Origin of the sequence: Actinoplanes sp. NBC_00393, from assembly GCF_036053395.1 — a bacterium.
Taxonomy (GTDB): Bacteria; Actinomycetota; Actinomycetes; order Mycobacteriales; family Micromonosporaceae; genus Actinoplanes.
Window position 1 is genome coordinate 2,338,176 of sequence record NZ_CP107942.1, and the last position, 24,377, is coordinate 2,362,552.

25 protein-coding genes are annotated in these 24,377 nt (G+C 71.0%); 15 read left to right on the forward strand and 10 right to left on the reverse strand.

The window, feature by feature from the left end; translation table 11 throughout:
* Positions 1–43 precede the first annotated feature (43 nt).
* The 4 genes from OHA21_RS10695 (at position 44) to OHA21_RS10710 (ending at position 4,129) form a co-directional block, all read left to right on the forward strand.
* Positions 44–562, forward strand: coding sequence for a Chromate resistance protein ChrB (locus OHA21_RS10695; RefSeq protein ID WP_328472739.1), 519 nt, complete (start codon positions 44–46; stop codon positions 560–562).
* Positions 559–990 (forward strand): chromate resistance protein ChrB domain-containing protein, encoded by a 432-nt coding sequence (locus OHA21_RS10700; protein ID WP_328472741.1) that lies wholly within the window; start codon positions 559–561, stop codon positions 988–990. The genes OHA21_RS10695 and OHA21_RS10700 overlap by 4 nt, the downstream gene beginning before the upstream one ends.
* Positions 987–2,363, forward strand: coding sequence for a chromate efflux transporter (chrA, locus tag OHA21_RS10705; protein ID WP_328472743.1), 1,377 nt, complete (start codon positions 987–989; stop codon positions 2,361–2,363). The genes OHA21_RS10700 and chrA overlap by 4 nt, the downstream gene beginning before the upstream one ends.
* Positions 2,364–3,349: 986 nt before the next feature.
* Positions 3,350–4,129 (forward strand): sulfite exporter TauE/SafE family protein, encoded by a 780-nt coding sequence (locus OHA21_RS10710; RefSeq protein ID WP_328472745.1) that lies wholly within the window; start codon positions 3,350–3,352, stop codon positions 4,127–4,129.
* Between the two features lie 7 nt (positions 4,130–4,136).
* Here the strand turns inward: OHA21_RS10710 and OHA21_RS10715 are convergent, their stop codons facing one another.
* Entirely contained in the window at positions 4,137–5,252 is a 1,116-nt protein-coding gene (locus OHA21_RS10715; protein ID WP_328472748.1) for a hypothetical protein, read from the reverse strand.
* Positions 5,253–5,341: 89 nt separating this feature from the next.
* Here OHA21_RS10715 and OHA21_RS10720 point away from each other — a divergent pair, with 89 nt between their 5' ends.
* Together OHA21_RS10720 and OHA21_RS10725 are read left to right on the forward strand one after the other, a co-directional pair.
* Positions 5,342–6,133, forward strand: coding sequence for an SAM-dependent methyltransferase (locus tag OHA21_RS10720; RefSeq protein ID WP_328472750.1), 792 nt, complete (start codon positions 5,342–5,344; stop codon positions 6,131–6,133).
* Between the two features lie 14 nt (positions 6,134–6,147).
* Complete coding sequence (locus OHA21_RS10725; RefSeq protein ID WP_328472752.1) at positions 6,148–6,405, forward strand: hypothetical protein; 258 nt, start codon at positions 6,148–6,150, stop codon at positions 6,403–6,405.
* A 54-nt stretch (positions 6,406–6,459) separates the two neighbouring features.
* On the opposite strand, the gene OHA21_RS10730 is transcribed toward OHA21_RS10725, so the two are convergent.
* Positions 6,460–7,503 carry an alpha/beta fold hydrolase gene (locus OHA21_RS10730; RefSeq protein WP_328472754.1) on the reverse strand — a complete coding sequence of 348 codons (1,044 nt, stop codon included), beginning with the start codon at positions 7,501–7,503 and terminating at the stop codon, positions 6,460–6,462.
* A gap of 9 nt (positions 7,504–7,512) precedes the next feature.
* Between OHA21_RS10730 and OHA21_RS10735 the strand changes: the two genes are divergently transcribed.
* Entirely contained in the window at positions 7,513–8,421 is a 909-nt protein-coding gene (locus tag OHA21_RS10735) for a helix-turn-helix transcriptional regulator (RefSeq protein WP_328472756.1), read from the forward strand.
* 25 nt (positions 8,422–8,446) lie between these two features.
* Here OHA21_RS10735 and OHA21_RS10740 read toward each other — a convergent pair whose 3' ends face one another.
* From OHA21_RS10740 to OHA21_RS10750, 3 genes are all read right to left on the reverse strand, one after another.
* A complete protein-coding gene (locus OHA21_RS10740) occupies positions 8,447–10,798 on the reverse strand; it encodes an AbfB domain-containing protein (protein ID WP_328472758.1) in 2,352 nt (783 codons plus the stop codon).
* Positions 10,799–11,014: 216 nt separating this feature from the next.
* Positions 11,015–12,760: a serine/threonine-protein kinase gene (locus tag OHA21_RS10745; RefSeq protein WP_328472760.1), complete on the reverse strand. Its 1,746-nt coding sequence runs from the start codon at positions 12,758–12,760 to the stop codon at positions 11,015–11,017.
* Between the two features lie 139 nt (positions 12,761–12,899).
* Complete coding sequence (locus tag OHA21_RS10750; protein WP_328472762.1) at positions 12,900–13,118, reverse strand: hypothetical protein; 219 nt, start codon at positions 13,116–13,118, stop codon at positions 12,900–12,902.
* Here OHA21_RS10750 and OHA21_RS10755 point away from each other — a divergent pair.
* Positions 13,107–13,493, forward strand: coding sequence for a YybH family protein (locus OHA21_RS10755; RefSeq protein ID WP_328472764.1), 387 nt, complete (start codon positions 13,107–13,109; stop codon positions 13,491–13,493). The two genes, OHA21_RS10750 and OHA21_RS10755, sit on opposite strands and share 12 nt — an antisense overlap.
* A gap of 4 nt (positions 13,494–13,497) precedes the next feature.
* Here the strand turns inward: OHA21_RS10755 and OHA21_RS10760 are convergent, their stop codons facing one another.
* Positions 13,498–14,337 carry a patatin-like phospholipase family protein gene (locus OHA21_RS10760; protein ID WP_328472766.1) on the reverse strand — a complete coding sequence of 280 codons (840 nt, stop codon included), beginning with the start codon at positions 14,335–14,337 and terminating at the stop codon, positions 13,498–13,500.
* A 46-nt stretch (positions 14,338–14,383) separates the two neighbouring features.
* On the opposite strand from OHA21_RS10760, the gene OHA21_RS10765 reads away from it, so the two are divergent.
* Positions 14,384–14,863 (forward strand): LURP-one-related/scramblase family protein, encoded by a 480-nt coding sequence (locus tag OHA21_RS10765; RefSeq protein WP_328472768.1) that lies wholly within the window; start codon positions 14,384–14,386, stop codon positions 14,861–14,863.
* Between the two features lie 79 nt (positions 14,864–14,942).
* Positions 14,943–15,737 carry an alpha/beta fold hydrolase gene (locus tag OHA21_RS10770; protein ID WP_328472770.1) on the forward strand — a complete coding sequence of 265 codons (795 nt, stop codon included), beginning with the start codon at positions 14,943–14,945 and terminating at the stop codon, positions 15,735–15,737.
* Here OHA21_RS10770 and OHA21_RS10775 read toward each other — a convergent pair.
* Positions 15,701–16,894, reverse strand: a complete 1,194-nt coding sequence (locus OHA21_RS10775; RefSeq protein WP_328472772.1) for an FAD-binding oxidoreductase — start codon at positions 16,892–16,894, stop codon at positions 15,701–15,703. The genes OHA21_RS10770 and OHA21_RS10775 overlap by 37 nt on opposite strands.
* A 35-nt stretch (positions 16,895–16,929) precedes the next feature.
* A complete protein-coding gene (locus tag OHA21_RS10780; RefSeq protein WP_328472774.1) occupies positions 16,930–18,687 on the reverse strand; it encodes a hypothetical protein in 1,758 nt (585 codons plus the stop codon).
* Positions 18,688–18,792: 105 nt separating this feature from the next.
* Between OHA21_RS10780 and OHA21_RS10785 the strand changes: the two genes are divergently transcribed.
* From OHA21_RS10785 to OHA21_RS10800, 4 genes are all read left to right on the forward strand, one after another.
* The gene (locus OHA21_RS10785) at positions 18,793–19,530 is read left to right on the forward strand and encodes a GH25 family lysozyme (RefSeq protein ID WP_328472776.1); all 738 of its coding nucleotides are present in this window, start codon (positions 18,793–18,795) and stop codon (positions 19,528–19,530) included.
* A gap of 78 nt (positions 19,531–19,608) precedes the next feature.
* Positions 19,609–19,995 carry a VOC family protein gene (locus OHA21_RS10790; protein ID WP_328472778.1) on the forward strand — a complete coding sequence of 129 codons (387 nt, stop codon included), beginning with the start codon at positions 19,609–19,611 and terminating at the stop codon, positions 19,993–19,995.
* 176 nt (positions 19,996–20,171) lie between these two features.
* Positions 20,172–20,687 (forward strand): hypothetical protein, encoded by a 516-nt coding sequence (locus OHA21_RS10795; protein WP_328472780.1) that lies wholly within the window; start codon positions 20,172–20,174, stop codon positions 20,685–20,687.
* A 47-nt stretch (positions 20,688–20,734) separates the two neighbouring features.
* On the forward strand, positions 20,735–21,004 hold the full coding sequence (locus OHA21_RS10800) for a hypothetical protein (protein WP_328472782.1): 270 nt from the start codon (positions 20,735–20,737) through the stop codon (positions 21,002–21,004).
* 48 nt (positions 21,005–21,052) lie between these two features.
* Here the strand turns inward: OHA21_RS10800 and OHA21_RS10805 are convergent, their stop codons facing one another.
* Both OHA21_RS10805 and OHA21_RS10810 read right to left on the reverse strand, forming a co-directional pair.
* Positions 21,053–21,613, reverse strand: coding sequence for a DUF3455 domain-containing protein (locus tag OHA21_RS10805; RefSeq protein WP_328472784.1), 561 nt, complete (start codon positions 21,611–21,613; stop codon positions 21,053–21,055).
* A 139-nt stretch (positions 21,614–21,752) separates the two neighbouring features.
* On the reverse strand, positions 21,753–23,054 hold the full coding sequence (locus OHA21_RS10810; RefSeq protein ID WP_328472785.1) for an aspartate aminotransferase family protein: 1,302 nt from the start codon (positions 23,052–23,054) through the stop codon (positions 21,753–21,755).
* A gap of 84 nt (positions 23,055–23,138) precedes the next feature.
* Between OHA21_RS10810 and OHA21_RS10815 the strand changes: the two genes are divergently transcribed.
* Complete coding sequence (locus OHA21_RS10815; RefSeq protein ID WP_328472787.1) at positions 23,139–24,023, forward strand: LysR family transcriptional regulator; 885 nt, start codon at positions 23,139–23,141, stop codon at positions 24,021–24,023.
* Positions 24,024–24,377: the final 354 nt, after the last annotated feature.

Genomic DNA, 24,377 nt, shown 5'->3' on the forward strand with positions numbered 1-24,377 from the left:
GAGGGCCGTCGGAGGAACCATGGTTACAGGCGGGTGGTGTGCCTTGGACAAACCAGGCCAATGGGTCCTCCTGGCGTACCGGATGCCCCGCGAGCCGTCCCGCCCGCGCATCGCGGTGTGGCGCAAACTGGAGCGCCTCGGCGTCGCCCGGCTCGGCGACGGCCTGGTTGCGCTGCCGGCCGACGCGCGGACCCGCGAGCAGCTCGACTGGCTCGCCGACGAGATCGGTGAGGCGGACGGCTCGGCCACCGTCTGGCTGGCCACCGCGTCCACACTTGCGCAGGAACAGCAGATCGCCGCCGGGATGCAGCAGGCCCGCGCCGACGAGTACCGGGCGGTCATCGACGAGGCGGCCGCAGCCCGCGACGGCTCGCACGCCGACCAGGCCCGGGCACTGCGGCGCCTGCGCAGCGAGCTGCACCGCATCGGGCGGCGCGACTTCTTTCCACCGCGCGAACGTGAGGCGGCCCGTGCGGCCGTGCAAACCCTGGCCGAGCCCGACCCGGCCGACATCGCCAAGCCCTCCGACCCGGCCGAGATCGCCAACTGGGAGCAGTCATGAAATGGGCCACCCGTGCCGGAGTGCACATCGACCGGGCCGCGTGCGCCTGGCTGGTCCGCCGCCACGTCGACCCCGGCGCCGAGTTCGTGTTCGTCGCCGACCCGGCCGCGGTCCCCGCCGACGCCACCCCGTTCGACATGCGCGGCGTCGACCTGGGCCACCACGGCGGCGACTGCACCTTCGAGACGATCCTGCGCCGCTACGAGCTGCACGACCCGGTGCTGTGGAAGATCGCCGAGATCGTCCACGAGGCCGACATCGACGACGAGCGGTTCGACGCCCCGGAGGCGCCCGGCTTCGACGTCATCCTGCGCGGCCTGTCCATGGTCTGCGACGATGAACAGGTCCTTTCGCTCACCGGCCCGATCTTCGACGGCCTGTACGAGCACCAGCGCCGCGCCCTCCTCCTGAACCGGCCGCCCGCATGACCGCCACCCCCGAGGTGCGGCGCGACGTCGTACCGTTCCGTGACGCGGTCCGCGCCTGGTTCGCGATCTCCCTGCAAACCTTCGGCGGCCCCGCCGGCCAGATCGCGGTCATGCAGCGGCACCTGGTCGACGAGCGCCGCTGGATCGGCCAGAAACGCTTCCTGCACGCCCTGAACTACTGCATGCTGCTGCCCGGCCCGGAGGCTCAACAGCTGGCTATCTACGTCGGCTGGCTGCTCAACGGCCTGCGCGGCGGCCTGGTCGCCGGCACCCTGTTCGTGCTGCCCGGCATGGTCGCGCTGCTGGCCCTGTCAGCCATCTACGCCGGGTACGGCGACACCCGCCTGGTCACCGCGCTCTTCGCCGGCCTGGCGCCCGCGGTCGTGGCGATCGTCGCCCAGGCGGTGTGGCGCGTCGGCAGCCGGGCTCTGAACAGTCCGCTGCTGATCGGCTTCGCGGTGGCAGCGTTCGTGGCCCTGGCCGTCTTCGGCGTACCGTTCCCGATCGTCATCGCCCTGGCCGCCCTCGCCGGCTGGGCACTGCACCGCTGGCGCCCGCAGCTGGTGACCAGCGGCGGCGGTCACGGCGGCGGCTCCGACGGCCCGGAGCCGCTGATCTCCGACGACGCCCTGCACCACGACCGCCCGTCGACCCGCCGCGCAGCGACGATCCTCATCGTCGGCCTGGTGGTGTGGTTGCTGCCGGTGGCGCTGTTCGCCCTGACCACCGGGACCGGCAGTGTCTACACCCAACAGGGCCTGTTCTTCTCCGGCACAGCGGTGGTCACCTTCGGCGGCGCGTACGCGGTGCTCGCCTTCGTAGCCCAGCGCGCGGTGGAACACTACGCCTGGCTCTCCGCGGGCGACATGGTGCGCGGCCTGGCCCTGGCCGAGACCACCCCCGGCCCGCTCATCATGGTCGTACAGTTCGTCGCCTTCCTGGGCGCCTTCCACAACCCCGGCGCACTGTCCCCGTGGGTGGCCGGCGTGGTGGCATCGTTGCTGACCACGTGGGTGACGTTCGTACCGTGCTTCCTGTTCATCCTGCTGGGCGCCCCATATGTGGAACGGCTCCGCGGCAACCACGCCCTGTCCGCAGCCTTGACCGGCATCACCGCCGCCGTGGTCGGCGTGATCGCCAACCTGGGCCTCTACTTCGCCATGCACACCCTGTTCAGCTCAACCCAGACGATCACCGCCGGCCCCCTCAACTTGCAGCTGCCACAGCTGGACACCATCCGCTGGACCCCGGTAGCCATCGCCATCATCGCCGCCGCACTGATCTTCAAGGCAAAATGGTCGGTCCTGCGTGTGCTGGGCGTCTGCGCAGTGCTGGGCCTGCTCGCCGGCCTGGCCGGCCTACCCGGCATCTGACCCCCCGACCCCGCCCCGCCGGTCGCGGCCCGCCCCGCCGGTCGCGGCCCGCCCCGCCGGTCGCGGCCCGCCCCGCCGGTCGCGGCCCGCCCCGCCGGTCGCGGGTCCAGCTCCGGCGGCGGACCGGCGCTCGCAACGGGCCGCTCAGTGGCCAGTCAGGGTCATCAACGGCCCCACCGGCGCGCGTCCTGCCGCAGACGGGCACCCGCGCCGCCTGGCTGACGGCGGATGCTGCCTCAGCCCGCGGGAAGCAGCATCTGCCGTCAGCCGGATTGCTCGGCTGACGGCTGCTGCTGTCTCGGCACACGGGAGGCGACGCTGACCGTCAGCTGAGTTGGCTGGCTGACCGCTAGTGCTGCTTCAGGTCGCGGGAGGTGACGCTGGGTGTCAGCTGGGTTGGCTGGCTGACCGGTGGTGCTGCTTCAGGCTGCGGGAGGTGACGCTGGGTGTCAGCTGGGTTGGCTGGCTGACCGGTGGTGCTGCTTCCGGCTGCGGGAGGTGACGCTGGGTGTCAGCTGGGTTGGCTGGCTGACCGGTGGTGCTGCTTCAGGCTGCGGGAGGTGACGCTGGGTGTCAGCTGGGTTGGCTGGCTGACCGGTGGTGCTGCTTCAGGCTGCGGGAGGTGACGCTGGGTGTCAGCTGGGTTGGCTGGCTGACCGGTGGTGCTGCTTCAGGCTGCGGGAGGTGACGCTGGGTGTCAGCTGGGTTGGCTGGCTGACCGGTGGCGCTGCTTCCGGCTGCGGGAGGTGACGCTGGGTGTCAGCTGGGTTGGCTGGCTGACCGGTGGCGCTGCTTCCGGCCGCGGGAGGCGACGCTGGGTGTCAGCTGGGTTGGCTGGCTGACGGCTGGTGCGGTTTTGGGTTGCGGGACGATTCTGGCCGCCGTGCAAGCGGCATGTTGCCGGGCACGGGCGGTCGGCCGGCTAGATCGTCATGCGGGTCGTGCCGCCGGAGCCGCTGTAACAATTGGTCACTAGCTTGTTGATCATGACCTGGCAGGCCGGGATCACCGGGTTCCTCGCCGGGCTGGTGATCTCCATCGTCACCACGCCCGTCGGGGTGTCCGGCGCGGTGTTCCTGCTGCCTGTCCAGCTCAGCGTGCTGCACGTGCCCAGCCCGGCGGTCACCCCCACGAACCTGCTGTACAACGTGGTCGCCGGGCCGGGCGCGCTGCTCCGCTACCGCCGCAACGGCCAGCTCACCGGCCCACTCGCCCGGCTGCTGATCGCCGGCACGGTGCCCGGCGTGATCCTCGGCGCGATCATCCGGGTCTTCGCCATCCCCGGCGCCCAGGTCTTCCGCCTGGTCGCCGCCGCTGTCCTGCTCCCGCTCGGCGCCTGGCTCTGCGCCCGCGCGCTGCGGCCCGGCATCCCGGATCGGCCGCCGCTGTCGTCGCGCACCATCCTCGGGCTGAGCCTCATCACCGGTACGGTCGGCGGCATCTACGGCATCGGCGGCGGCTCCATTCTCGGCCCGATCCTGGCCGGGCGCGGCACCCCGATGACCCAGGTCGCACCGGCCGCGCTGGCCTCGACGTTCCTGGCCTCGATCGTCGGCGCCGCCACCTACGGCGTCCTGTCGCTGACCGCGCCCGGCGACATCGCCCCGTACTGGACGCTCGGCCTGCTCTGTGGTCTCGGCGGGCTCGTCGGCGGCTACCTCGGCGCCCGGCTGCAACCGTTTCTGCCCGAGCGCGGCCTGCGCCTGCTGCTGGGCGCGGTGGCCACCGCGCTCGGCGGGCTCTACGTGATCCAGGCCGTCAGCTGACGAACGATCAGGGCGTCCAGATCCAGGCGTCGGCAACAACGGCCGGGGTGGGATCCCATCGGGCTCCACCGAAGACCATCATGCGTACGCCGGCCGCGACGACCGTTCGTCCGGTGACATCGTCGCCGGGAATGGCGGGGACTGGCTGCCAGGCGCCGGTTGTCATGTCGAGCACGAAGCCATGATTGCCGAGGTAGACCGCCGTCGTGCCGGTGCGCGCGCCCGCGGCGGTCGAGGTGCCGGCGGGTGGGTTCGGCAGCGGTGACCAGACGCCGGTCGAGGGGGCGACGCTTCCGCCGTACGGATAAATCCGTCCCCAGTTGTTGACCTTGCCCCCGTCCTCGCCGCCGAGCGTCGGATTGATCAGCTGGTCGCCTGCGGTGAGCCACGGGCCGGTGCCCAGGATGGTGGAGTCGGGCAGCCGCCGCCATGATCCGGTCGTGAGGTTCAGTGCGGCGGCCCGGGTGAGCGACGGCTTCTCGGAGCCGGGGTTCGGGACCGTCTCGTGGTCGAAAAGGACGAGTTCACTGCCGGTCCAGGCCATCGTCCGGAGGTAGGCGGCGCTCAGCGGATCGGGTGGCAGCTCGGACCACGTCGCCGTCCGGGGGTCGAAGAGGTAGTCCTTGCCGCGGCGGGTCTCGTCGGAGTTCTGGTAGGCCACGAGCCGGTCGCCTGCGGCAAGCAGCTGATAGCCGCCGCTCGACGGCAGCGGCACCCGCGTCCACTCGTCATGATCGACCTGGTAGACGAGGAGTTGCTCGGCCCCCGCATCCGGCAGGATGTAGGCCGCCGAACCGATGACCACGCCCTGCCCGAAGGCCAACGGCACGGGCGAGTCGGCGATCTTGCGCCAGCGGTTGGTGGCCGGATCGAAGGCGGCTCCGTCGGTGAGCGGCGGAGGACCTTTGACGCAGGAGGCAGCGGGTGGGCAGGGCCGCCCGTTGCTGCCGCCGATGAGCAGCACCTCGCTTCCCGTCCACAGGCCGAGCGCCGCATCGCGCGGGCCCAACGGCGAATCCGGGAGCGCCAGCCATCCGGACGGGGTGGTCGCTGCCGGTACGACGGTCTGCCCGCAGGCAGCGAGGAGGCCCGCCAGCACGAATGCCACTGCTCCGCGTCTCATGACGGTTGGACTCCGGGCGACCCGCCGTGGTTCCTCCAGGACCCCATATTTACACAGTGGACAGTATGATCCTGGCGGAGGTGGCCCGAATGAGTGGTTCCAACCCTGACCTGCAGGCGCGGCTCAACGCCGATCAGCCGCACAGCGCACGGATCTGGAACTACTGGCTCGGCGGCAAGGACAACTTCGCCGCCGACCGTGCCGTCGGCGACCAGGTCAAGGACGTGTATCCCGAGGTCGTACAGGTCGCGCGGGCCTCGCGGGACTTCCTCGGCCGGGCCGTGCGGTTCCTGGCGGGTGAGGCCGGCATCCGGCAGTTCCTCGATCTCGGCACGGGCCTGCCCAGTGCCGGGAACACCCACGAGATCGCCCAGGCCATCGCGCCGGATGCCAGGGTGGTGTACGTCGACAACGACCCGCTCGTGCTGGTTCACGCCCGCGCCCTGCTGGTCGGGTCGGGCGTCACCGACTACGTCGACGCGGACGTGCGCGACCCCGCGGCCATTCTCCAGGCCGCAGCGAAGACCCTGGACTTCGAGCGCCCGATCGCTGTCATGATGCTCGGCATTCTCGGCAACGTTGCCGACACCGACGTGCCCGGTCCCGCAGAGATCGTCGCGCAGTTCCTCGCCGCCGTGCCGTCCGGCAGCCACCTGGTCGTCAACGACAGCGTCGTGACCGCCGAGACGGCCGAGGCGGTCCGCACCGCGCGCAGCAGCGGCGCCGACTACCACTTGCGTACGGTCGAGGAGATCAACAGCTTCTTCACCGGCCTCGACGTCGTCGAGCCGGGCGTCGTGCCGACGCCGCTGTGGCGACCCGCCCCTGCGGCCACCCCGGAAGCGCTCAACGTGTACTGCGGTGTCGCCCGCAAGCGATGAATGACCTTGCCAGTGTGCTCAACGACGTCGTGAACGCTGACTTCACTGCGGCCGGCACCGCGGAAGCCGTCCTGTCCCATGCGGATCGGTTCGTCAACGTGCGCGACGTGGACGGGTCCTACCTGCTGTCGTTCCACGGAAACGGCCGGCAGCGGGCACTTGGCCAGACCCGCGACATCTATCTGGCTGCCGACGCCGCCTGCCGATGGGTCGCGGGCTCTCGCCCGGAGGCGATTGCCACCGTCCATCCCTTTGTTGAGTTCGGTGAGTGATCGGTGCGCCCGGTCCACGGACTTCAGCGGACACGCTGACAGGGCGCGGGAGGGTCAGTCTCGAGGCAGGTTCAGCCACTCAAGAATCGCCTGGTTCGTTTCTTCCGGCTTTTCCTGCTGGATCCAATGACCGCAATCCAGATTGACCACGTCCGCATTGGGCACGAAATCAGTGAGTCTTTCAGACTTCGCGACCAGGTCACGGTCACCGTAGATCATGAGCGTGGGCTGCTGGATGATCGGGTTCGCGTCCGCCAGCAGGTGCCAGTTGCGGTCGAGGTTTCTGTACCAGTTCAGGCTGCCCGTGAACCCGGTCGATGCGAAGGCGGCGACGAAAACGGCCAGCTCGCTGTCGCTCATCACCGGCTCGCCGAGCGGCGTTTCTGCTGTCGCGAGGTCGATCAACGGCTGGGGCGCTCTGAGGGGTTCGTTCTTGCGGTACAGGTTGCGCAGGAACTGGAAGGTGTTCTCGTCGAACACGGCGTCCGCGACGCCTGGCTGCCGATTGAAGTGGACGAAATAGAAGTCGCTGCCGAGCACCTCTTCCATGACCTCGATCCAGGGCTTCTCGCCGCGCTCCTGGTAGGGCAGGCTCAGGTTGATCACCTTGTTCACGCGGTCGGGATGCAGCAGGGTCAGGCCCCAGACGACCATTGCCCCCCAGTCATGACCGACGAAGGTGGCGTCTTCGTATCCGTAATGATCGAGAAGCGCGACGAGATCACCGGACAGGTGCTCGATGTCGTATTCCGTCACTTCGGCCGGACGGGATGAATTGCCGTAACCCCGCTGGTTCGGGACGATGACGTGATAGCCCGCTGCGGCGAGGGCGGGCACCTGGTGGCGCCACGAAAAGGCATGCTCCGGCCAGCCGTGACAGAGCACAATGGGGTTTCCCGCATTCTCCCGGCCGGCTTCGAAGACTTCCAGTTCCACTCCGTTGACCGAAATAAGGGTCGGCTGGGGAAACAAACTCGTTGCTGAGGTCATGTCGGCATCCTGCCGACCGAAACAGGTCACCTCCTGACCGGTTTTCCCGGAAGTATCAACGGGGTGCGAGCCGACCGACTGATGGCCATCCTTCTCCTGCTGCAACACCGTGAGCAGGTGACCGCAGCGGAGGTCGCCCGCGAGCTGGAGATCTCCGAGCGCACCGCCCGCCGCGACCTCGACGCCCTGGCCATGGCCGGGGTGCCCGTGTACTCCCTGCAGGGCCGGGGCGGTGGCTGGCGTCTCGTGGGCGGCGCCCGTACCGATCTGTCCGGGCTGACCGCGAGTGAGGCCCGGGCCCTCTTCCTGGTCGCCGGTCCGGCCTCGGCGGCGACGCCGGCCGTGAAGGCGGCGCTGCGCAAGCTGGTCCGGGCTTTGCCGGAGCCCTTCCGGGTGCAGGCCGAGGCGGCTGCGTCGTCGTTGGTCGTGGACCCGCAACGATGGGGGTCGGGCCGGGCCGAACGCCGGCCACCCCGCTTCCTCGACCCGCTCCAGGACGCGGTGATCCGCGGCGTTCAGGTGCGGCTCGGCTACGTCGACCGCACCGGCGCCGAGACGGAGAGGACCGTCCACCCGCTGGGCATCGTCGCCAAAGGTCGGTCGTGGTACCTCGTCGCCGGCACCGAGTCAGGTCGGCGGACCTTCCGGATCGACCGCGTGTCCTCTGCCGACCCGACCGGTGATCCCGTGCACCGGCCCGTGGACTTCGACCTTGCCGGGAGCTGGCGCGAGATCGCCGACGAGGTCGACCGCAGGCGAATGCCCCTCGAGGCCCGGGCGCTATGCGTGCCCGACGGGATAGGCGTGCTCCGGATGGGGTTCGGCGGCCGGCTCGAGGTGGGAGGTTCCACGGCCGACGGCCGTATCGAGGTCGTGATCCGCGGCAACGACGAGCACACGCTCGCCGGAGAGCTTGCCGGGCTGGTCGAATGGCTCGAGGTGACGGGCCCGCCGGGTGTGCGCGACCATCTGGCCTCGATCGGCAACGTGCTCGCCGAGCGATACGGGGCGGTTCGGCGGCGCTGAGCCGCCGAACCGCATCGCTGTCAGATCACGGCGCCCACGGGGCGACCACGTTCCAGACGGTGTCGTTGGGGAACAGGTTCGGGGTGTTCCAGGCGGCGCCGCCGGAACCGGTGGAGCGCCACACCTCCGCGTTGTAGTGCCGCATGTAGGAGCCGGCGAAGTTGTACGACTCCAGGGAGACCCCGGACCCGGTCTGGCCCTGGCGTGCGCACCAGGTGGCGTCACCGTTGAAGACGGTTCCGGAGCCCGAGGCGATCCGTACGCGTGAGTCCGCATGCCGCAGGAAGTTGCCCGCGACGTTGACCGCCTCGAACGAGTAGCAGGACGGATCGGCCAGGCCCTGCCGCACCACGAACGTGGCGTCGTTCTTGGTCAGCGCATCACTGGAAGCGGTCACCGGGTCGGTGCGGACCAGCGAGTTCTGGTGCCGCAGATACCGGCTGGACACGTTCTGCGCCTGCAGCGAGACCCGTGAGCCGACCTGCAGCCCGACGCGGGGCAGGGGCGCCTGACCCGCCTGGGTGAACAGGTTCTGGTGCGCTGCGCGTACCCTCGCCTGGTCCATCTTGGCGACCCTGCGGTCGTAGGTGAGGAAGCCGTTGACCTCGCCCTCCACGTCGGTGATCTCGGTGTAGACGGTGGCGCTGAGCCCGCCGTTGCGCACCATTTGGGCGGACGCGTTCACCAGCTGGACGTAGCGGTCGGTCAGCGCTGTCGAAGAGCCGGCCATTTCGTACGCCTGGAAGTTCCCGTTCGGGCTGTATTCATTGCCCGGGGCGCGCAGCCCGACCCCGCCGAACTCGCCGAGCGCCGACCACCGCGTGCTGGTCGCCCGGGGCGCTTCCGGCCCGGTGTAGTAGTGCCAGTCGGCCAGGTCGCCGTTGCCGGGGTCGCCGTTGGACTGGCAGCAGTTGAAGCCGCTGTGCGTGTTCATGTACCGGGTCGGGTCGTACGCCTTCAGCTCGTTGCCGACCCGCGTCGTGGTGGCCAGGTTGAGCTCGCCCCAGCCCTCGTTGTACGGCGTGTACAGCACCACCGCGGGCGAGAAGCGGTGCTCGTCGATGATCTCGCGGGCCTCGGTCTCCCACTGCGCCTGCTGCGCCGCGTTGGCGTTGACCCCGGCGTCCGCGGTCATCGACGGGATGTCCTGCCAGACGAGCAGGCCGAGGCGGTCGGCGTGGTAGTACCAGCGGGCCGGTTCCACCTTGATGTGCTTGCGGACCATGTTGAAGCCCAGGTCCTTGTGCCGCTGCAGGTCCGAGGCGAGCGCCGCGTCGGTGGGCGCGGTGTAGAGGCCGTCCGGCCAGTAGCCCTGGTCCAGGGTGCCGACGTGCGGGACGAACTGGCCGTTGAGGGTGGGCCGGCGGATGCCGTTGACGGTCGCGGCGCCGACCTCACGCATGCCGAAGTAGTGCATGGTCCGGTCGACATTGGCCCCGGCCGCGTTGCGCAGGGTGACGCGCAGGTTGTAGAGGAACGGGTCGTTCGGTGACCAGCGGCGGGCGTTGGGCACCGGCACCGAGAAGTCGGTGAAGGCGCCGGTCGCGGACCCGACCACGGTGGTGCCGTTCATGGCTTCGGCCAGCACCGAGTGACCGGAGACGTTTCCCCTGGTGAAGACGCGTACGCGCAGGGTGTTGTTGGACAGGTTCGGGTAGTAGTCGACGCTGAAGATCGACGAGGTGGGGGTGGGTTCCATCCAGACGGTCTGCCAGATGCCGGAACTCGGGGTGTAGAAGATGCCGCCGGGCGTCTTGGTCTGCTTGCCGACGGCCTGGACCATGCCGTTCTGCTCGGAGTCGGTGGGGTCCCAGACCTTCACCACGAGTTCGTTGGTGCCGCCGTTGAGCGCCGGGGTGATGTCGAACTCGAAACGGTCGTAGCCGCCGCGGTGCGTACCCATCTGCTGGCCGTTGACCCAGACCGTGGTCTCCCAGTCGGCCGCGCCGAAGTGCAGCTGCACCCGGCGGCCGGACCAGTTCGCGGGCACCGTGAAGGTGCGGCGGTAGAACAGGTAGTGCCGGTTGTCGTTGGCCGCGCGCATGATGCCGGACAGGGCTGACTCCACCGGGTACGGGACGTTGACGCGGTCCGGCAGGTTCACGCCGAACTGTGGCGCGTCGTTGGTGGCGGACTGGCGCAGCTGCCATTCGCCGTTGAGGTTCTGCCAGTCGGGGCGGGTCATCTGCGGTCGCGGGTACTCCGGCAGCGGCGCGGCCGGGTTGACCTGGCTGGTCCACGGGGTGGTCAGCGGCGGTGTCTTGATCGGTGCGGCCGCGGCGGGGGAGACGGTGGCGATGACGGCGGTGGCGGCCATCAACGCTGCGGCGAGGCGGGTGCGGAGGCGGTGGGAACGGGACGGGGTGCGTCGGAACATGCGCCCTCCTTGGGCGTCGGCAGGCGGACCGCGAGGACGGCGCGGCCACATGCGACGGGGGGTGAGACGTACGCCACGACAACGTGACACAGTCCTAACAGAAGGCGCAAGAGTTGAACCGATTCGAACACGCAGCAACTTGGATCGAACAAATAGGAACGCCGGCGGCGAGTCGGTCTGCATCGCTTGCGCACAGCCGGGCGCCGGCCGGGGGGTTCACCAGCTGAACTCGCGGCCCCGGATGGTTCCGCCGGGCAGCAGCGGCCGGCCGGTGTACTCCCACTTCTGCACGACGACATAGGAGCGCCCGCGCGGCGCCTTCAGTTCGCCCGGGCCGCAGCTGTGCTTGATGGCGAAGTCGGTGAACATCAGCCCCCGGCACCGGTACGGGCCGGCGACGATCTCGTCGGTCTCCGCGTCGTGCAACGCCAGGGAGATGTCGGCCTGGACGCCGGGCGCCGCCTCCATCTCGCCCTGCACCCGGACAGCCGGCCCCAGCGCGTGGCAGGCCTGGGCCAGGACCGGGTGGCCGAGGTCCCAGCTGTACTTCTCGCCGCACTGCCAGGGCCCGAACTCGACCGTGCCGCCGACCTGGCCCGGGCCCACGGTGGCGCCGATGCGGCCCGGCCCGGCGGTGACCCCGACCTGCGCCGCGCCGGATCTGCCGGCCGCGGGCGGCGCCACGGACCGGACGTCACCGCCGTCAACGCCGGCACCGACGCCGGCGGCGGCTGCGAGGGCCGGGGGCGCGGACGGGGTGGTCTGCGCGGACGGCAGGGGCTGCGGTGGCGTACTCAGGATGGGTTTCGCCTCGGTGTTCTGCCCCGGAACCTGCGCGGTGGCGGGCGCCGGTGTGCGCTGCGCATCGCGCAGCTGCCACGCGTTGTAACCGCCCCACCCGGCCGCCGCCAGCGACCCCGAGACCAGGGCGATCACCAGGCCGTGCCGGCTCCAGAACCAGCTGCGCGGGCCGTTGCGGTGCGGTCGGCGGGCGGGTCGCGGCGGCGCCGGTTTCGGCAGGTCCGTGGCGAGTCCGCGGGGTTCGGTGACCACGGTGCCGGCCGTTACCGGAAGGGCCGGGACGCCCGCGGTGCGGCGGGCGAGCTTGCGCAGCGTGTCCTGCAGATCGGCGGCGGTGGGGCGCCGGGCCGGGTCCTTGTCGAGGCACTCCTCGATCACCGACCACACCTCGTCGGGCAGCCCGGCCGGGCGCGCCGGCACGTCGTTGAGGTGGCCCTGCAGCACCCCGAGCGGCTCCCCGGTGTACGGCGTGTGCCCGCAGACCAGCTCGTAGAGCGTGACGCCGAGCGCGTAGACGTCGGCCGACGGGGCGGCCTCACCACCGCTGATCGTCTCCGGCGCCATGTAGTGCGGGGTGCCGATGATCGCGTGCGGGGTGGTGAGGCCCGCGGTGTCCAGCACCCGGGCGATGCCGAAGTCGGTCAGGCGTACCTCGGCGTCCTGGCCCGCGTCGCTGAGCAGGATGTTGTCCGGCTTGACGTCGCGGTGCACCACGCCCAGCGCGTGCGTCTCGGTCAGCGCGGCCGCGACCTGCGCCAGCAGGCGCGCGGCGTCGGCGGGCGGCAGCGTGCCGGCCGCCCGCAGCCGGTCGCGCAGGCTGCCGCCGGCCACGAAGTCCATGACCAGGCCGATGGACTCGCCGACGCTGAACAGGTCGCGGACGCCGACGATGTTCTCGTGCCGGACCATCAGCAGGATGGTGCGTTCCTGCACGAAGCGGGTGACCAGCTTGGGCTGGCGCAGCAGACCCTCGTGCAGCAGCTTGACGGCGACCGGCTCGCCGGTGGAGCGGTCCACACCACGCCAGACCGTGCCGGTGGCGCCCTGCCCGACCGGGCAGACCAGGACGTACGAGTTGCCGACGCAGCGGTTGCTCAGATCGACGGTGGCGGGCTGTTCGAGCCCGGAGCCGGAAACGGAGGGGGAGAGGGACGACCGCACGTTTGCGCCGAGTCCTTTCTGTGCCGGGAGAAGCGGGACGACGGGGATCGAAGCGACGCCGATCGTCACGGCACCCACCGCGGTTGGCAACGCTGCGGCGCCCGAATGACCACGAAGCGCGAGCCTCGCCGGTCGATCGTCACCGGGGCCGAACCGGCTCGTTGAATCCCTCAAGTCCGACGCGCCGCCCACCGCGAGCGTGCCTGCTCAGCGCGGCCAGGGCCACCTCCACCGGGCAGTCCGGCGCCGGCCGGTCCGTGCGGCCGGCCTCGTCGCGGACCAGCTCCGGGTCCCAGCCGGCACTTTCCGTTTGGTGAGTCACGGCTGCCTGGGCTTCGCTGTTCTCATGACCGACCATGAACCCATCCTCACCGATGCCGCCCAGCTGCCGGCCGCCTTCGCCGCCGCCTTCAACAGTGGCGACCCGGCCGCCGTCGACGCCCTCTACGAGCCGGACGCTGTCCTGGTGCCCGGCCCCGGCCGGCCCGTCACCGGTGAGTCGCGGGCCGCGGCGAACGGCAAGTTCATGGGCCTCGGCCTGCCGATCCGGGTCAGCCTGCGGCACGTCTACACCACCGGCGACATCGCTCTGCTGATCGCCGACTGGTCGATCGACGGCGCCGGGCCCGACGGCAACCCGGTGCACATCGAGGGCACCGCCACCGACATCGCCCGGCGTGGCGACGACGGCAGGTGGCGCTACGTCATCGACAACCCGTTCGGCGCGGCCTGACCGGTCACGTCCAGGCCGCGCGTACCCGGTCCGCCACCGCGGCTGCCTGCGCCCGCCCGGCCTCCGCGGCGGGCCGACGCCGTGCCGGGTCCAGCACGTTGCGGCCGATCGCGGCGCGCGCGGCCGCGTCCGGCGACACCACCACGCTGCGCACCTGCGGTCCGAGCGCGGCGACCTGCGCGGCCGGCCGGCCGGAACGCCGGGGCGACATGGTCACCGGCGCCAGCACCACCACGTGACGGCTGCCCGCGGCCAGGTCGGCGTTGGCGACCGAGCGCACCCCACCGTCGATGTAGCGTTTGCCGCCGATCGTCACCGGCGGCCACGTCAGCGGCACCGCGCAGCTGGCGGCCACGGCGTCGATCAGCGGGACATCGCTGGCCGCGTCGAATACGCGTACCTCTCCGGTCTCGGCCTCGACCGCGGTGATCAGCAACCGGGTCGCGGGCCAGCCGGCATCGCCGATGCGGCGCGCGATCACCGCCCGGCGCTCGGCCTCCGGCATCGTCCGGGCGCGCAGCGCCTGACGGCCCAGCCAGGCGCGGCCGCGCACCGGATCGCCCGGCCGCAGGCCGGCGACCACGAACTTCAGCAGGCTGCCGGGGCTCATCCGGGCGGCGACCTCACCGCCGGCATCGGCGAGCTGCGCGCCATAAAGATCTTGGAGGGGTACGCCGGACAGCACCTGAGCCGCCACCGACGACCCGGCCGACGTGCCGATCACCAGCCCCGCATCGATCAGGTCGACGCCGTGTTCGGCCAGGCCGTGCAGCAGGCCGATCTCCCACGCGACGCCCGTGACGCCGCCACCGCCGAGCACCAGAGCCTTGCCGTCGACACCCATGCACGGATCCAAGCGAGTCTTGTGCGCAGCGGCAAGTATGGGAGGCATGTATCTGATCCGGGAGCGCTTCTTCGACATCGGCAACGACTTCGACATCACCGACGAGGACGGTCGGAAGGTTCTGCACGTCGACGGCAAGGTGCTGACCCTGCGGAACCGGCTGATCATCCGGGACCTCGAGGGGCAGGAGCTGGCGCAGGTGCACCGGCATCTGGTGGCGCTGCGCCCGACGTACGAGATCACCATCGGCGGCGAGAAGGCCGCGGAGCTGCGCAAGAAGGTGTTCACCGCGTTCCGGGAGAAGTTCACGATCGACGTTCCCGGGCCGAATGACCTGGAGGTCCGCGGCAATCTGCTGGATCACGAGTTCACGATCGAGCGGGACGGCGTGGAGGTGGCGTCGGTCTCCAAGAAGTGGTTCAGCATCCGTGACACCTATGGCGTACGCATCGCCGAGGGCCAGGATCACCTGCTGATCCTGGCGTCGGTGCTGGCGGTCGACGTGGCGATGTCCCGGGACGCGTGAGGAGTTCCACAGCCGGCCGGGCAGTCGGATTCGGTACTGTCACGCGGGTGATCAAGCAGCTCCCGCGGAAGATGGCCAGGTGACCGACCCCGGCGCGCCACTGGTGCTGATCTCCCCGGCCATGGGCATCGGCTCGCGGTACTACCGGCCGCTCGTCGAGGCGTTCGAGGCGCGCGGCTGGGCGGCCCGGGCGCTGCCACGACGCGGCTTCGAGCCCGGCGAGCCGGCGGCCTCGCGTCAGCACGACTGGTCGTACGGCGACGAGATCGACGACACGGCCCGGGCGGTGGCTGCCGCGCGCGCCGAGGCGCCCGGCCGCCCGGTGATCGTGCTCGGTCACAGCCTGGGCGGGCAGCTCGCGGTGGGGCACCAGCTCAACCGGGCGCCGGCCGACGGGATCGTCACGGTGGGCACCTGCCTGCCGTATCACCGCGACTACCCGTACCGTGGTCTGCCCCTCGCCCTGATGGGTGGCGTGATCGTGCCGGCGCTGACCGCCCTTTTCGGCCATCTGCCCAAGCCGGCTTTCGGTGGGCCCGGGGCGCGCACCCTGATGCGGGAGTGGGGGCGGATGGCGGTCACCGGGCGCACCCCGTTCCCGGCTGCCGCGCCCGTGGAGACGCCCGCGCTGGTGGTCGCGCTGCAGGGCGACCGGCTGGCGCCGCCGGCGGCCGTCGACCGGTTCGCCGGCCGGCTGTTCGCCGCGGGGAGCCTGACCAGGTGGCTCTACCGGCGCGAGGACGTGCCGGAGGGCGCCAGCAACGATCACATCTACTGGGTGCGGTCGCCCGGACCGGTGGTCGACAAGATCCTCAGCTGGTGGGCCGCGTCCGCGGATCAGACCTCGTCGGTGAAGACCGCGGACGGGTCGTAGGCGGCCCTCAGCCGCCGCAGCCGTGCGGTGTTCCCGAGGTGGTAGGCCTCGGCGGGCAGGCCCGGTTCCGGGAAGTTCGGGTAGGCGCCGCCGGTGCCGAACGGGTGCATGAGCGCGTAGGACTCGTCCAGCCAGGGGCTCGGCTGCGCACCGGGCGCCACCGTGGCGGTCTGCTTGAGCAGGAACCGGGCGTCGCGGTGCGGGAACGCGGTCGCGTCCGCCGGAACCCGGTTGTAGGCGCCGCCCCACGGTGAGAAGTCGAGCTCCCGCTCCTCACCGGGCCGGCGGTCGTCGAGCAGGCGGGCGATGAGCTCCGCTGCCGGCACCGGCGAGCGGAAGTACTCGGAATGCAGGTAGGCGAACCGGTCGTCCGGGACGTCTTCGCCGGCCAGCCACCGTTTGGTCTCGCGATGCGTGCCGGCCTGCCGGTCGTCGGACACCGGCGCTACGCCGAGGCGCCTGATCAGGTCGTCCACCGCGGCGCTGTTCGGTGCCGCCCCGAAGACGGACACGTCCAGGTCCGGCGCAGCGGTGACCACCAGGCTGGGGGCCAGGGCGTCGTCGAGGGCCGGCAGGGCGTGCTGCCAGGCGTCGACGATGTCGGTGGCCGCGGCGGCCGGGAACCGCAGCCGGAACGCGGTCGAGTCCGGCGCCGGCACGGTGGTGAAGGTCAGCGAGCAGACCACGCCGGGAGCGCCCCCGCCGCGCAGCATCCACAGCAGGTCGTCGCCGGCCTCGAGCACCCGGCCGTCGGCGAGCACCAGGCGGGCGGCGACGAGGCTGTCGCAGGTCAGACCGTACCGGCGGCCGAGGATGCCGAGGCCGCCGCCGAGAGTCAGCCCGGCGATGCCGACGGTCGGCCCGCAACCCGCCGGAATCGTACGGCCGGCGGCGGCAAGCGCGTCGTACACCTCGGCGAGACGGGTGCCCGCGCCGATCACGGCCCGGTCGCCGTCGATCTCGACACCGCTCATCGGGCTCGTGTCGATCACGAACCCGGTGCCGGTGGACCGGCCGGCGAAGCAATGGCCGCCGCCGCGTACGGCCACCGGGTGCCCGCCGTCGCGGGCTTTGCCGAGTGCGGCCGCGACCTCGGCCGGGGTGGCGCAGGGCAGTACCGCGAACGGCCGGATGGCGGCGAACCGGGGGAGAACCATCGATCCACCGTACTGATGCGCCTGCTGAAACGAGGTCAGCGGCGGGTCGCCTCGCGAACATTGACCAGCAGCACCAGCAGCGCCGCGGCGAAGAAGGTGAAAGTGACGACGTAGCGCCCGTCGTACCAGAGCACCACCAGCGCGAGGATCGCGACGCAGGCCAGCAGTAGGCGTACCAGCACGGCCAGGAACTTCTTCCGGACCAGACCCTCCACGATCAGCAGCACCAGCAACAGGACCAGGGCGGTCTCCTGCCCGGCGATCGGCAGCGGGGACAGCACCGCCCCGATCGCCCACAGGATCAGCGGGGTGCTGAGCACCGCCCACCACGACCGGGCCCGGCCCAGGAACCCGGCGGAGGCCTCCATCGGCACCCGCCGGTGCAGCAGATGAGCGTGCGGATGCCGCGGCAACGGCCCGGCCACGGCACTGCGGTGCAACTCGTCGGCCAGCCGGGTGCGTTCCATCCGCAGGCCCAGCAACTGCTGCTCCTGGCCGAGCAGGGCCCGAACCTCCGGGTCACCGGCGGGCAGGCCCGCCGCCGCCACCGTCAGTTCGTGCCGCAGTTCAGCGATCTGCTGGTCCAGCTCGGCGATCCGGTCACGATCCCGCTGGGTACGCGCCTCAGCGAGCTTGCGTTCGGTGGCCGCATCGGGCACGACCTTGGCCAGGCCCGCCCAGCCGACCGGATCCGCCCACGCCGGGCGTACCGTGCCGTCCCGCCGGTAGCGAGGGCCGGCCGGGCCGCGCTCGCCGCCCAGCCGGTCATGGGTGTCACGGCCCCACAAGCCGCGGAAGTCCCGTACCCAAGCGGTGTCGTCGTCGATCACCACCGGATGCCAGGCCTCGTCGCGGCCCGGGCCGACCGCCCGGCCGTCGCCGCGGGCATAGTCGACGTACGGGATGCCGAGACTGCGCTGATCCTCCGCCGACCAGGGTGCGAGCAGCCGCCCCGACCAGCGCAGCGCATTGACCAGACCGCGCAGGCGCGGCGGCCGCACCGTGATCAGGTAGTCGCCCGGAAGGTACGCGCCGGAATGCGAGCCGGCGCCCACGAAGACCACCGGATGCCGGCCGTCGACCACGGTCAGGTCCGGGTCGTCCCAGCGCCGCCGCAGGTCGTCGCCGGTCTCCTCGTGCGCCGAGAACACCACCCACGCCGGCTTCGGCAGCCCGTCCGGCCCGGGCGGACCGGCCGCGTCGAGGTAGACCGTCACCTGTTCCCAGTCGGCCTCGTGCTCGTTGACCCCGCCGAACGCCGAACGCCAGTTGTTGAAGCTGTAGAAGAACCAGTACTGGCAGACGATCCACGGGTCGTCGCGCACCACCCGCCCGTAGTAGGTGGGCCGCCCCGGCCCGAGGTGATCGCGCTGCAGCAGGAACGAGCGGGCCGCGCTGCCACCCGGGACGCTGCCGCGGAACAGCAGCGAGAACCGGTTCAGCGTGTCGATCAGCCGGGCGGTGAGCCCGACCGACGCCAGCCGGCTCGACCGGGCCAGGTGCGGTGGGCGGTCCCGCAGCGGGATGTGCGCGGGCAGATGCGTCTCGTCGCCGTCGATGCCCGACAGCGAATATCCGAGCCCGAGCTCAGCACCGCCGGCCGCGGCGAGGGTGTCCAGGCTCAGTTCGCCCGGCGTGGCGACCTGGACCGGGCGTTCCCCGGGCTCGGAGCGCCACAGCCCGGCGCGGCTGACGTACCGGTCGACCGGGACCGGAAAGAAGTACTCACCCTCGGTGAACCGGGCCACCGGCTCGTAGGCGCGCAGCAGATGCAGGTCTTCCTCGTTGCCCACTGCCTGTTGGTTCCTCTCCTGCTGACGTGCCGCAGGCTGAGGTTATCCGGAGGGCGGGGGTTGGTTGCATTGCCTCCTCTCGCATTCACCTATATGAATGGCCGCATGAGTATTTCCGGAAAGCTCGCCGCAGCGTTGATCACGCTGTCGACGGCGATCACCGCCACCCTTGCGGTCACCGCGACACCCGCTGCGGCCGCCGCCACGCCCGGCATCGACGTGTCGCGCTACCAGGGAACGATCAACTGGACGAGCGTACGCAACGCGGGCATCCAGTTCGCCTACATCAAGGCCACCGAGGGGGTGAGCTATCGGGACCCCAATTTCGGTACGAACTACGTCGGGGCGTACAACGCCGGAGTGATCCGGGGCGCCTACCATTTCGCCCTGCCCGACCGTTCCAGCGGCGCGGTGCAGGCCAACTACCTGGCCAGCAGCGGCGGCGCCTGGTCGGCCGACAGCCGGACCCTTCCCGCCGCGCTGGACATCGAGTTCAACCCGTACGGCGCCACCTGCTACGGCCTGAGCCAGGCCGCGATGCGCACCTGGATCTCGGGCTTCCTGGCCACCTACCGCAACCGCACCGGCCGGTACGCGGTCATCTACACGACGACGAGCTGGTGGACGAGCTGCACCGGCAACTGGAGCGGCCCGTGGGCCAACCACCCGCTGTGGATCGCCCGCTGGGCCACGACGCCGGGCACGCTGCCGGCGGGCGCGCCGTACTACAGCTTCTGGCAGTACACCGCGAGCGGCGCGGTCCCCGGCATCAGCGGCGCGGTCGACCGCAACTACTTCAACGGCGACCGCAGCCGCCTGATCGCGCTGGCCAACAACACCTGAGCCGCTTGAGGTCGTTCCATCAGGGGTGCCGGGCCCGGCACCCCCTTTTGCGCGGCGTTCCCGGCTACCCTCCCATTCATGACCGCCATCTCCGTCATGCTCGCGGTGCCGGACGCCGCAGCAGCTTCCGCTTGGTATCAGCGAGCCCTCGGCGCCACTGAGCTGTGGAACCTCGGCTCGGTCGTCGGCCTGGAACTCCAGGGGGCGCCGTTCTTCGTCGCGGAGCCCGCTAACAACGGGTGGGAAAGCCCGAAGGCGCTCGGCAGCACCACAGCCCGGATCGAGGTGTTCGTCGATGACCCGGACTCCGTCGTCGGCGGCGCCGCGGAGGCCGGAGCTGACTACCACGATCCGGTGCGCGACCATTCCGCACCGTGGGGCACGCACCGCCAAGGTGGTTTCTTCGATCCGTACGGTCATCTCTGGCTCGTGGGAGACAAGTCACCGCTACAGCGTCATCGGTAACCGTCAGCCTGCGACGTAACGAACACCTGCTCGCGTTCGTTGGATCGCTATGCGGCGTCGGCTGGTGGCAGTGGTGTCCTGGATCGTGGTTCTTGCCGGCGGGGCCGCACCTGCGGCGCGACCGTCAGCCGACGCGCAGGGTCGATTCTTTGACGGCCGGGACCCGCCGGTTCGAGTTGAACGAGTACGCGTATCTGCGTTTGCGGCAGGCGGGAGTCATCGATCCGCCGGTGAAGCCCGACGATGTGGATGCCCTCAACGAATGCAGGGCCGTGTACGACTACAAGCCGTACTTCGATATCGATCCACCCGCCGGCGCGTACGAGCTCACCGCCTTCCATGACCTGCTGGAGCCGATCGATCGCGACCCCACGGTCGTCGAGGCGTGGCGGGGGTACGACGGTTGTATGAAGGACCGTCACGGCTATGTCGTCGGCGCGGATCGCTCCGAATTCCTGTTCGCGAGCAGGCTGAACGGCGTACCGCGTAGCCCGGAATGGCGTCGCGGTCTGGCCGAGATGAAAGCAGTCTTCGCTGCCGATGTGGACTGCCGGCGTCCCGCCTACCTCGCCGCCATGCGGCTGGTCGACCAGCGACTCGACGCCTGGGTGGAGAAGCACCGTGCGGATCTGCTCGCCATCCGGCGCGAGTGGCGGGGCCGAGTGGCCGCGGCGGCGAACCTGCCACGTTAGCGGCGGCCGCTGGCATCGGGGTGGAGCCGCTCCCTCACACTGGCGCCATGGTGATTGTCGTGGGGGCGTTGCTGCTGGTCGGCGTCGTGGTTCTGGTCGTTTGGAATATCAACATCAACCGGAACAACCCGGTGCGCAAGGCGCTCAAGAAGGCTCAAGCCGAGGCGAAGGTCGGGCGCCGCAAGCGCAGGTCGGGCTCGGGGAACGACGGCACCTACTCGTCAAGCGGGGACAGCCATGACGGTGGCGGTTCCTGGTGGGACGGCGGCGGTGACAGTGGGGGCGGCGACAGCGGCGGCGGAGGCGGCGGGGACTGAGGTGGGCCGGCTGCCGCCGCCGATCGGCGGCGGCAGCCCGGGTGCCGGTCAGACGCCGGGGGCGTCCCAGAAGACATAGACCGATCCGTACGCGACGCTGGCCGTCTGGCCCGTGGTGCAGGTGCCGGTGGGCGCCACGCCGCCGGAGGTGCGCAGCCGGTTGATGTAGTCGGAGCGGCTGAGCACCCCGTTGCCGGTGCGGGTGGTCACCTTGAGCAGCAGCTCCGGGATGGTGCCGGGGCGCGGCGAGCCCTCCACCCGGGCCGCGGTCACCAGCGAGCCGTCGCTGACCGACTGCCAGCTCGGGCCGCCGAAGTGGTGCAGCCAGCCGCCGGTGCCGAACAGCTTGGCCTCCGGAACGGACGCGCCGGTGTACGCGCCGGTGGTGGCGCCGGCCGGGACGACGCACGTGTAAGTCTGGGTCCCCTTCGTGACCACGTAGGCGCCGACCAGCTTGGAGCCGGCCGGCGGCTGGATGATGTCCGGGATGAGCGGGGTGGTCTGGGCGGCGGCCGAGCCGGCGGTGGAGACGGTGAGGACCGCGGTGGCGGCCACGGCCAGGCCCACGGCGGCGAGCGCGCGGATCCGGGACCGGGTTGTGCTGAGCATTCGTTCCCCCTGCGTCGAGACGGTAGGCGCAGCTGCCTACCGTCTCCACACACGGATGCTCATCGATGCGAGTTCTAGATCATCGCAAGCACGGTCCGTTCGGTCCGGCTTACCTCGGGTGATCGTACAAAAAGGATGGTCATCCCGTGACGTCGCTGATCGCCTGGTCCAGAATCTCCAGGCCCAGGTCGAGTTCGGCCGGTGACGAGGTCAGCGCCGGGGCGATCCGGAAGACGCCGCCCATCTTGGGCAGCTGGACGACGTTCATATGCAGACCCAACTCGAGGCAACGCCGGGTGACTGCCGCGCCGAGTTCGTCGGCCGGTTCCCTGGTGTCGCGGTCGGCCACCAACTCCAGTCCGACCAGCAGGCCGCGGCCGCGCACATCACCGATCACCGGGTGGCGTTCGGCGAGCTCACGCAGGCCCTTGGAGAGGTACGCCCCGAGCTCCGCGGCCCGCAGCTCCAGACGCTCTTCGTGCAGGACGTCGAGCACGGTGTTGCCGACCGCGGCGACCAGCGGGTCGGAGACGTGGGTGGTGAAGAACAGGAAGCCCCGCTCGTGGGCGGTCTGCTCGATCTCGGGGCTGGTCACCACGGCGGCCAGGGGCAGGCCCGCGCCGAGCGTCTTGGACAGGGTGAGGATGTCCGGTACGACGCCGTCGCGCTGGAAGGCGTACCAGTCCCCGGTGCGGCACAGGCCGGTCTGCGCCTCGTCGAGGATGAGCAGGCCGCCACGCTCGTGGCATTTGTCGCGCAGCGCGGCGAGGTAGCCGGGTGGCAGGTCGATGACGCCGCCGGAACTGAGGATGGGTTCCACGATGCAGGCGGCCAGGCTGCCCACCGACTGCGCGTCGAACAGCTCGAACGCGTAGTCCAGCTGCCGCCGCCAGTCGAGCTCACCGTCGGCGGTTGTGAAGTCGGGCCGGTACGCGTTCGGGGTGGGGATCGCGAAGTTCCCGGGCGCGGCCGGCCCGTACCCCTTGCGCCCGGAACTGTAGGTGGCGCTCGCCGCCGCCTGGGTCATGCCGTGCCAGGACCGGCCGAACGAGACGATCTCGTGCCGGCCGGTGACGAGTTTCGCCATCCGGATGGCCGCCTCGTTCGACTCGGCGCCGGTGGTCAGCAACAGCACCTTGCTCAGCGGCTCGGGCAGCGACTCGGCGAGCCGCCGGGCCAGCTCGACCACCGGCCGGCTGAGCATCCCACTGAACAGGTGATCGAGGGTGGCCACTTGCCGCTGCACGGTGGCGGTGACGGCCGGGTGCGAGTGGCCGAGGATGGCGCTCATCTGCCCGGACGTGAAGTCGAGCAGCCGGCGGCCGCCGGCGGTGTAGACGAAGCTGCCCTCGGCCCGCTCGATGATCTCCGGGACGAAGCTGCCGCCACCGATGTAGCGGACCAGGTGACGCTCGGCGTCGGACCAGAACGAATCAGCCATACCCCGACCGTAGGAACCGCCGAGCGTCAGGTCCATCTCGTCTTTCTGGCGGTGGCTGTTAAGCAGAGCCGTACAGTCACGGCCATGGCCCTGAATCCGTGGCGGTTGCGGCTGCTGGCCGACCTGGCGACGTACGGCACTGTCCGCGCCGTCGCCCACCACGGCAATCTGAGCGCGTCCGCGGTGTCCCAGCAGCTCGCCACGTTGGAGCGGGAGACCCGTACCGTGCTGCTGGAACGCACCGGCCGGCGCGTGCGGCTCACCGCGGCCGGGGTGCTGCTGGCCGGCCGGGCCCGAGAGATCCTGGCCGCGATGGACGCTGTCGAGGCCGAGCTGCGTGGCCTCGCCGACGAGCCGGCCGGCACGGTGACCCTGGCCGCGTTCCAGAGCGCGGTGCATGCCCTGGCCGGACCGGCGATCAGCCGCCTCGCCGAACGCCACCCGGACGTCAGCGTGGTGCTGCTGGAACTGGAGCCGCACGACAGCATGCCGGCGCTGCGCCGCGGCGAGGTGGACGTCATCATCACCACCCGCGACTACGTGGGCGTCGAACTCGACCCCGGGATCGACCTGATGCCGATCACCGAGGACGAGATCGTGCTGGTCCTGCCGGTGGACCACCCGCTGACGGCGGACGAGAGCGTGGCGGTCGAGGCGTGTGCCGGCCAGCCGTGGACGTTCGACGTGGCCGGCTCGTACATGTCTGATCTGGCCACCCGGTTGTGCCGGGAGGCCGGCTTCGAACCGACGGTGACCTGCCGCTTCAACAACTACATGCTGGCGTTGCAGCAGGTGGAGGCGGGCCGGTCGATCGCCGTGCTGCCGAGCCTGGCGATCGACCCGCGCTACCGGGTGGTCACCCGGCCGCTGACCCCGCCGGTGACCCGCCGGATCACCGCGGCGGTCCGCCGCCCGCCGGCGCCGCGCCCGGAGATCACCGCGGTGCTCTCCGCGCTGCGAGCCGGCTGAGCAACCAGTGCCCGCTGCGCCGGGTCAGGGGTACGGGCTATGCCGCCCCGCCGCAGTCGTGGCCGTTCCCGCCGTTCCGCGCGAGCCTGCCGCGGGGGCACGGCAGCCGGCGCGACCGCCGGGCTCATCCTGTTGGTCACGCTCAAACCCCAGCAGCCGGCCACCGAACAGCAGCCGGCCACCGAACAGCATCCCCGGCCACCGAACAGCAGCCGGCCAGCGAACAGCATCCCCGGCCGCCGAACAGCAGCCGACCGGTCGGCTGCAGGCAGCGCTAACGCACGGCCGGGCCCGCTTTTGGAGGCTGTTCGATCACTGGGCCGCGCATCAGTGCTGTCTGCCGGGCAGTGAGAC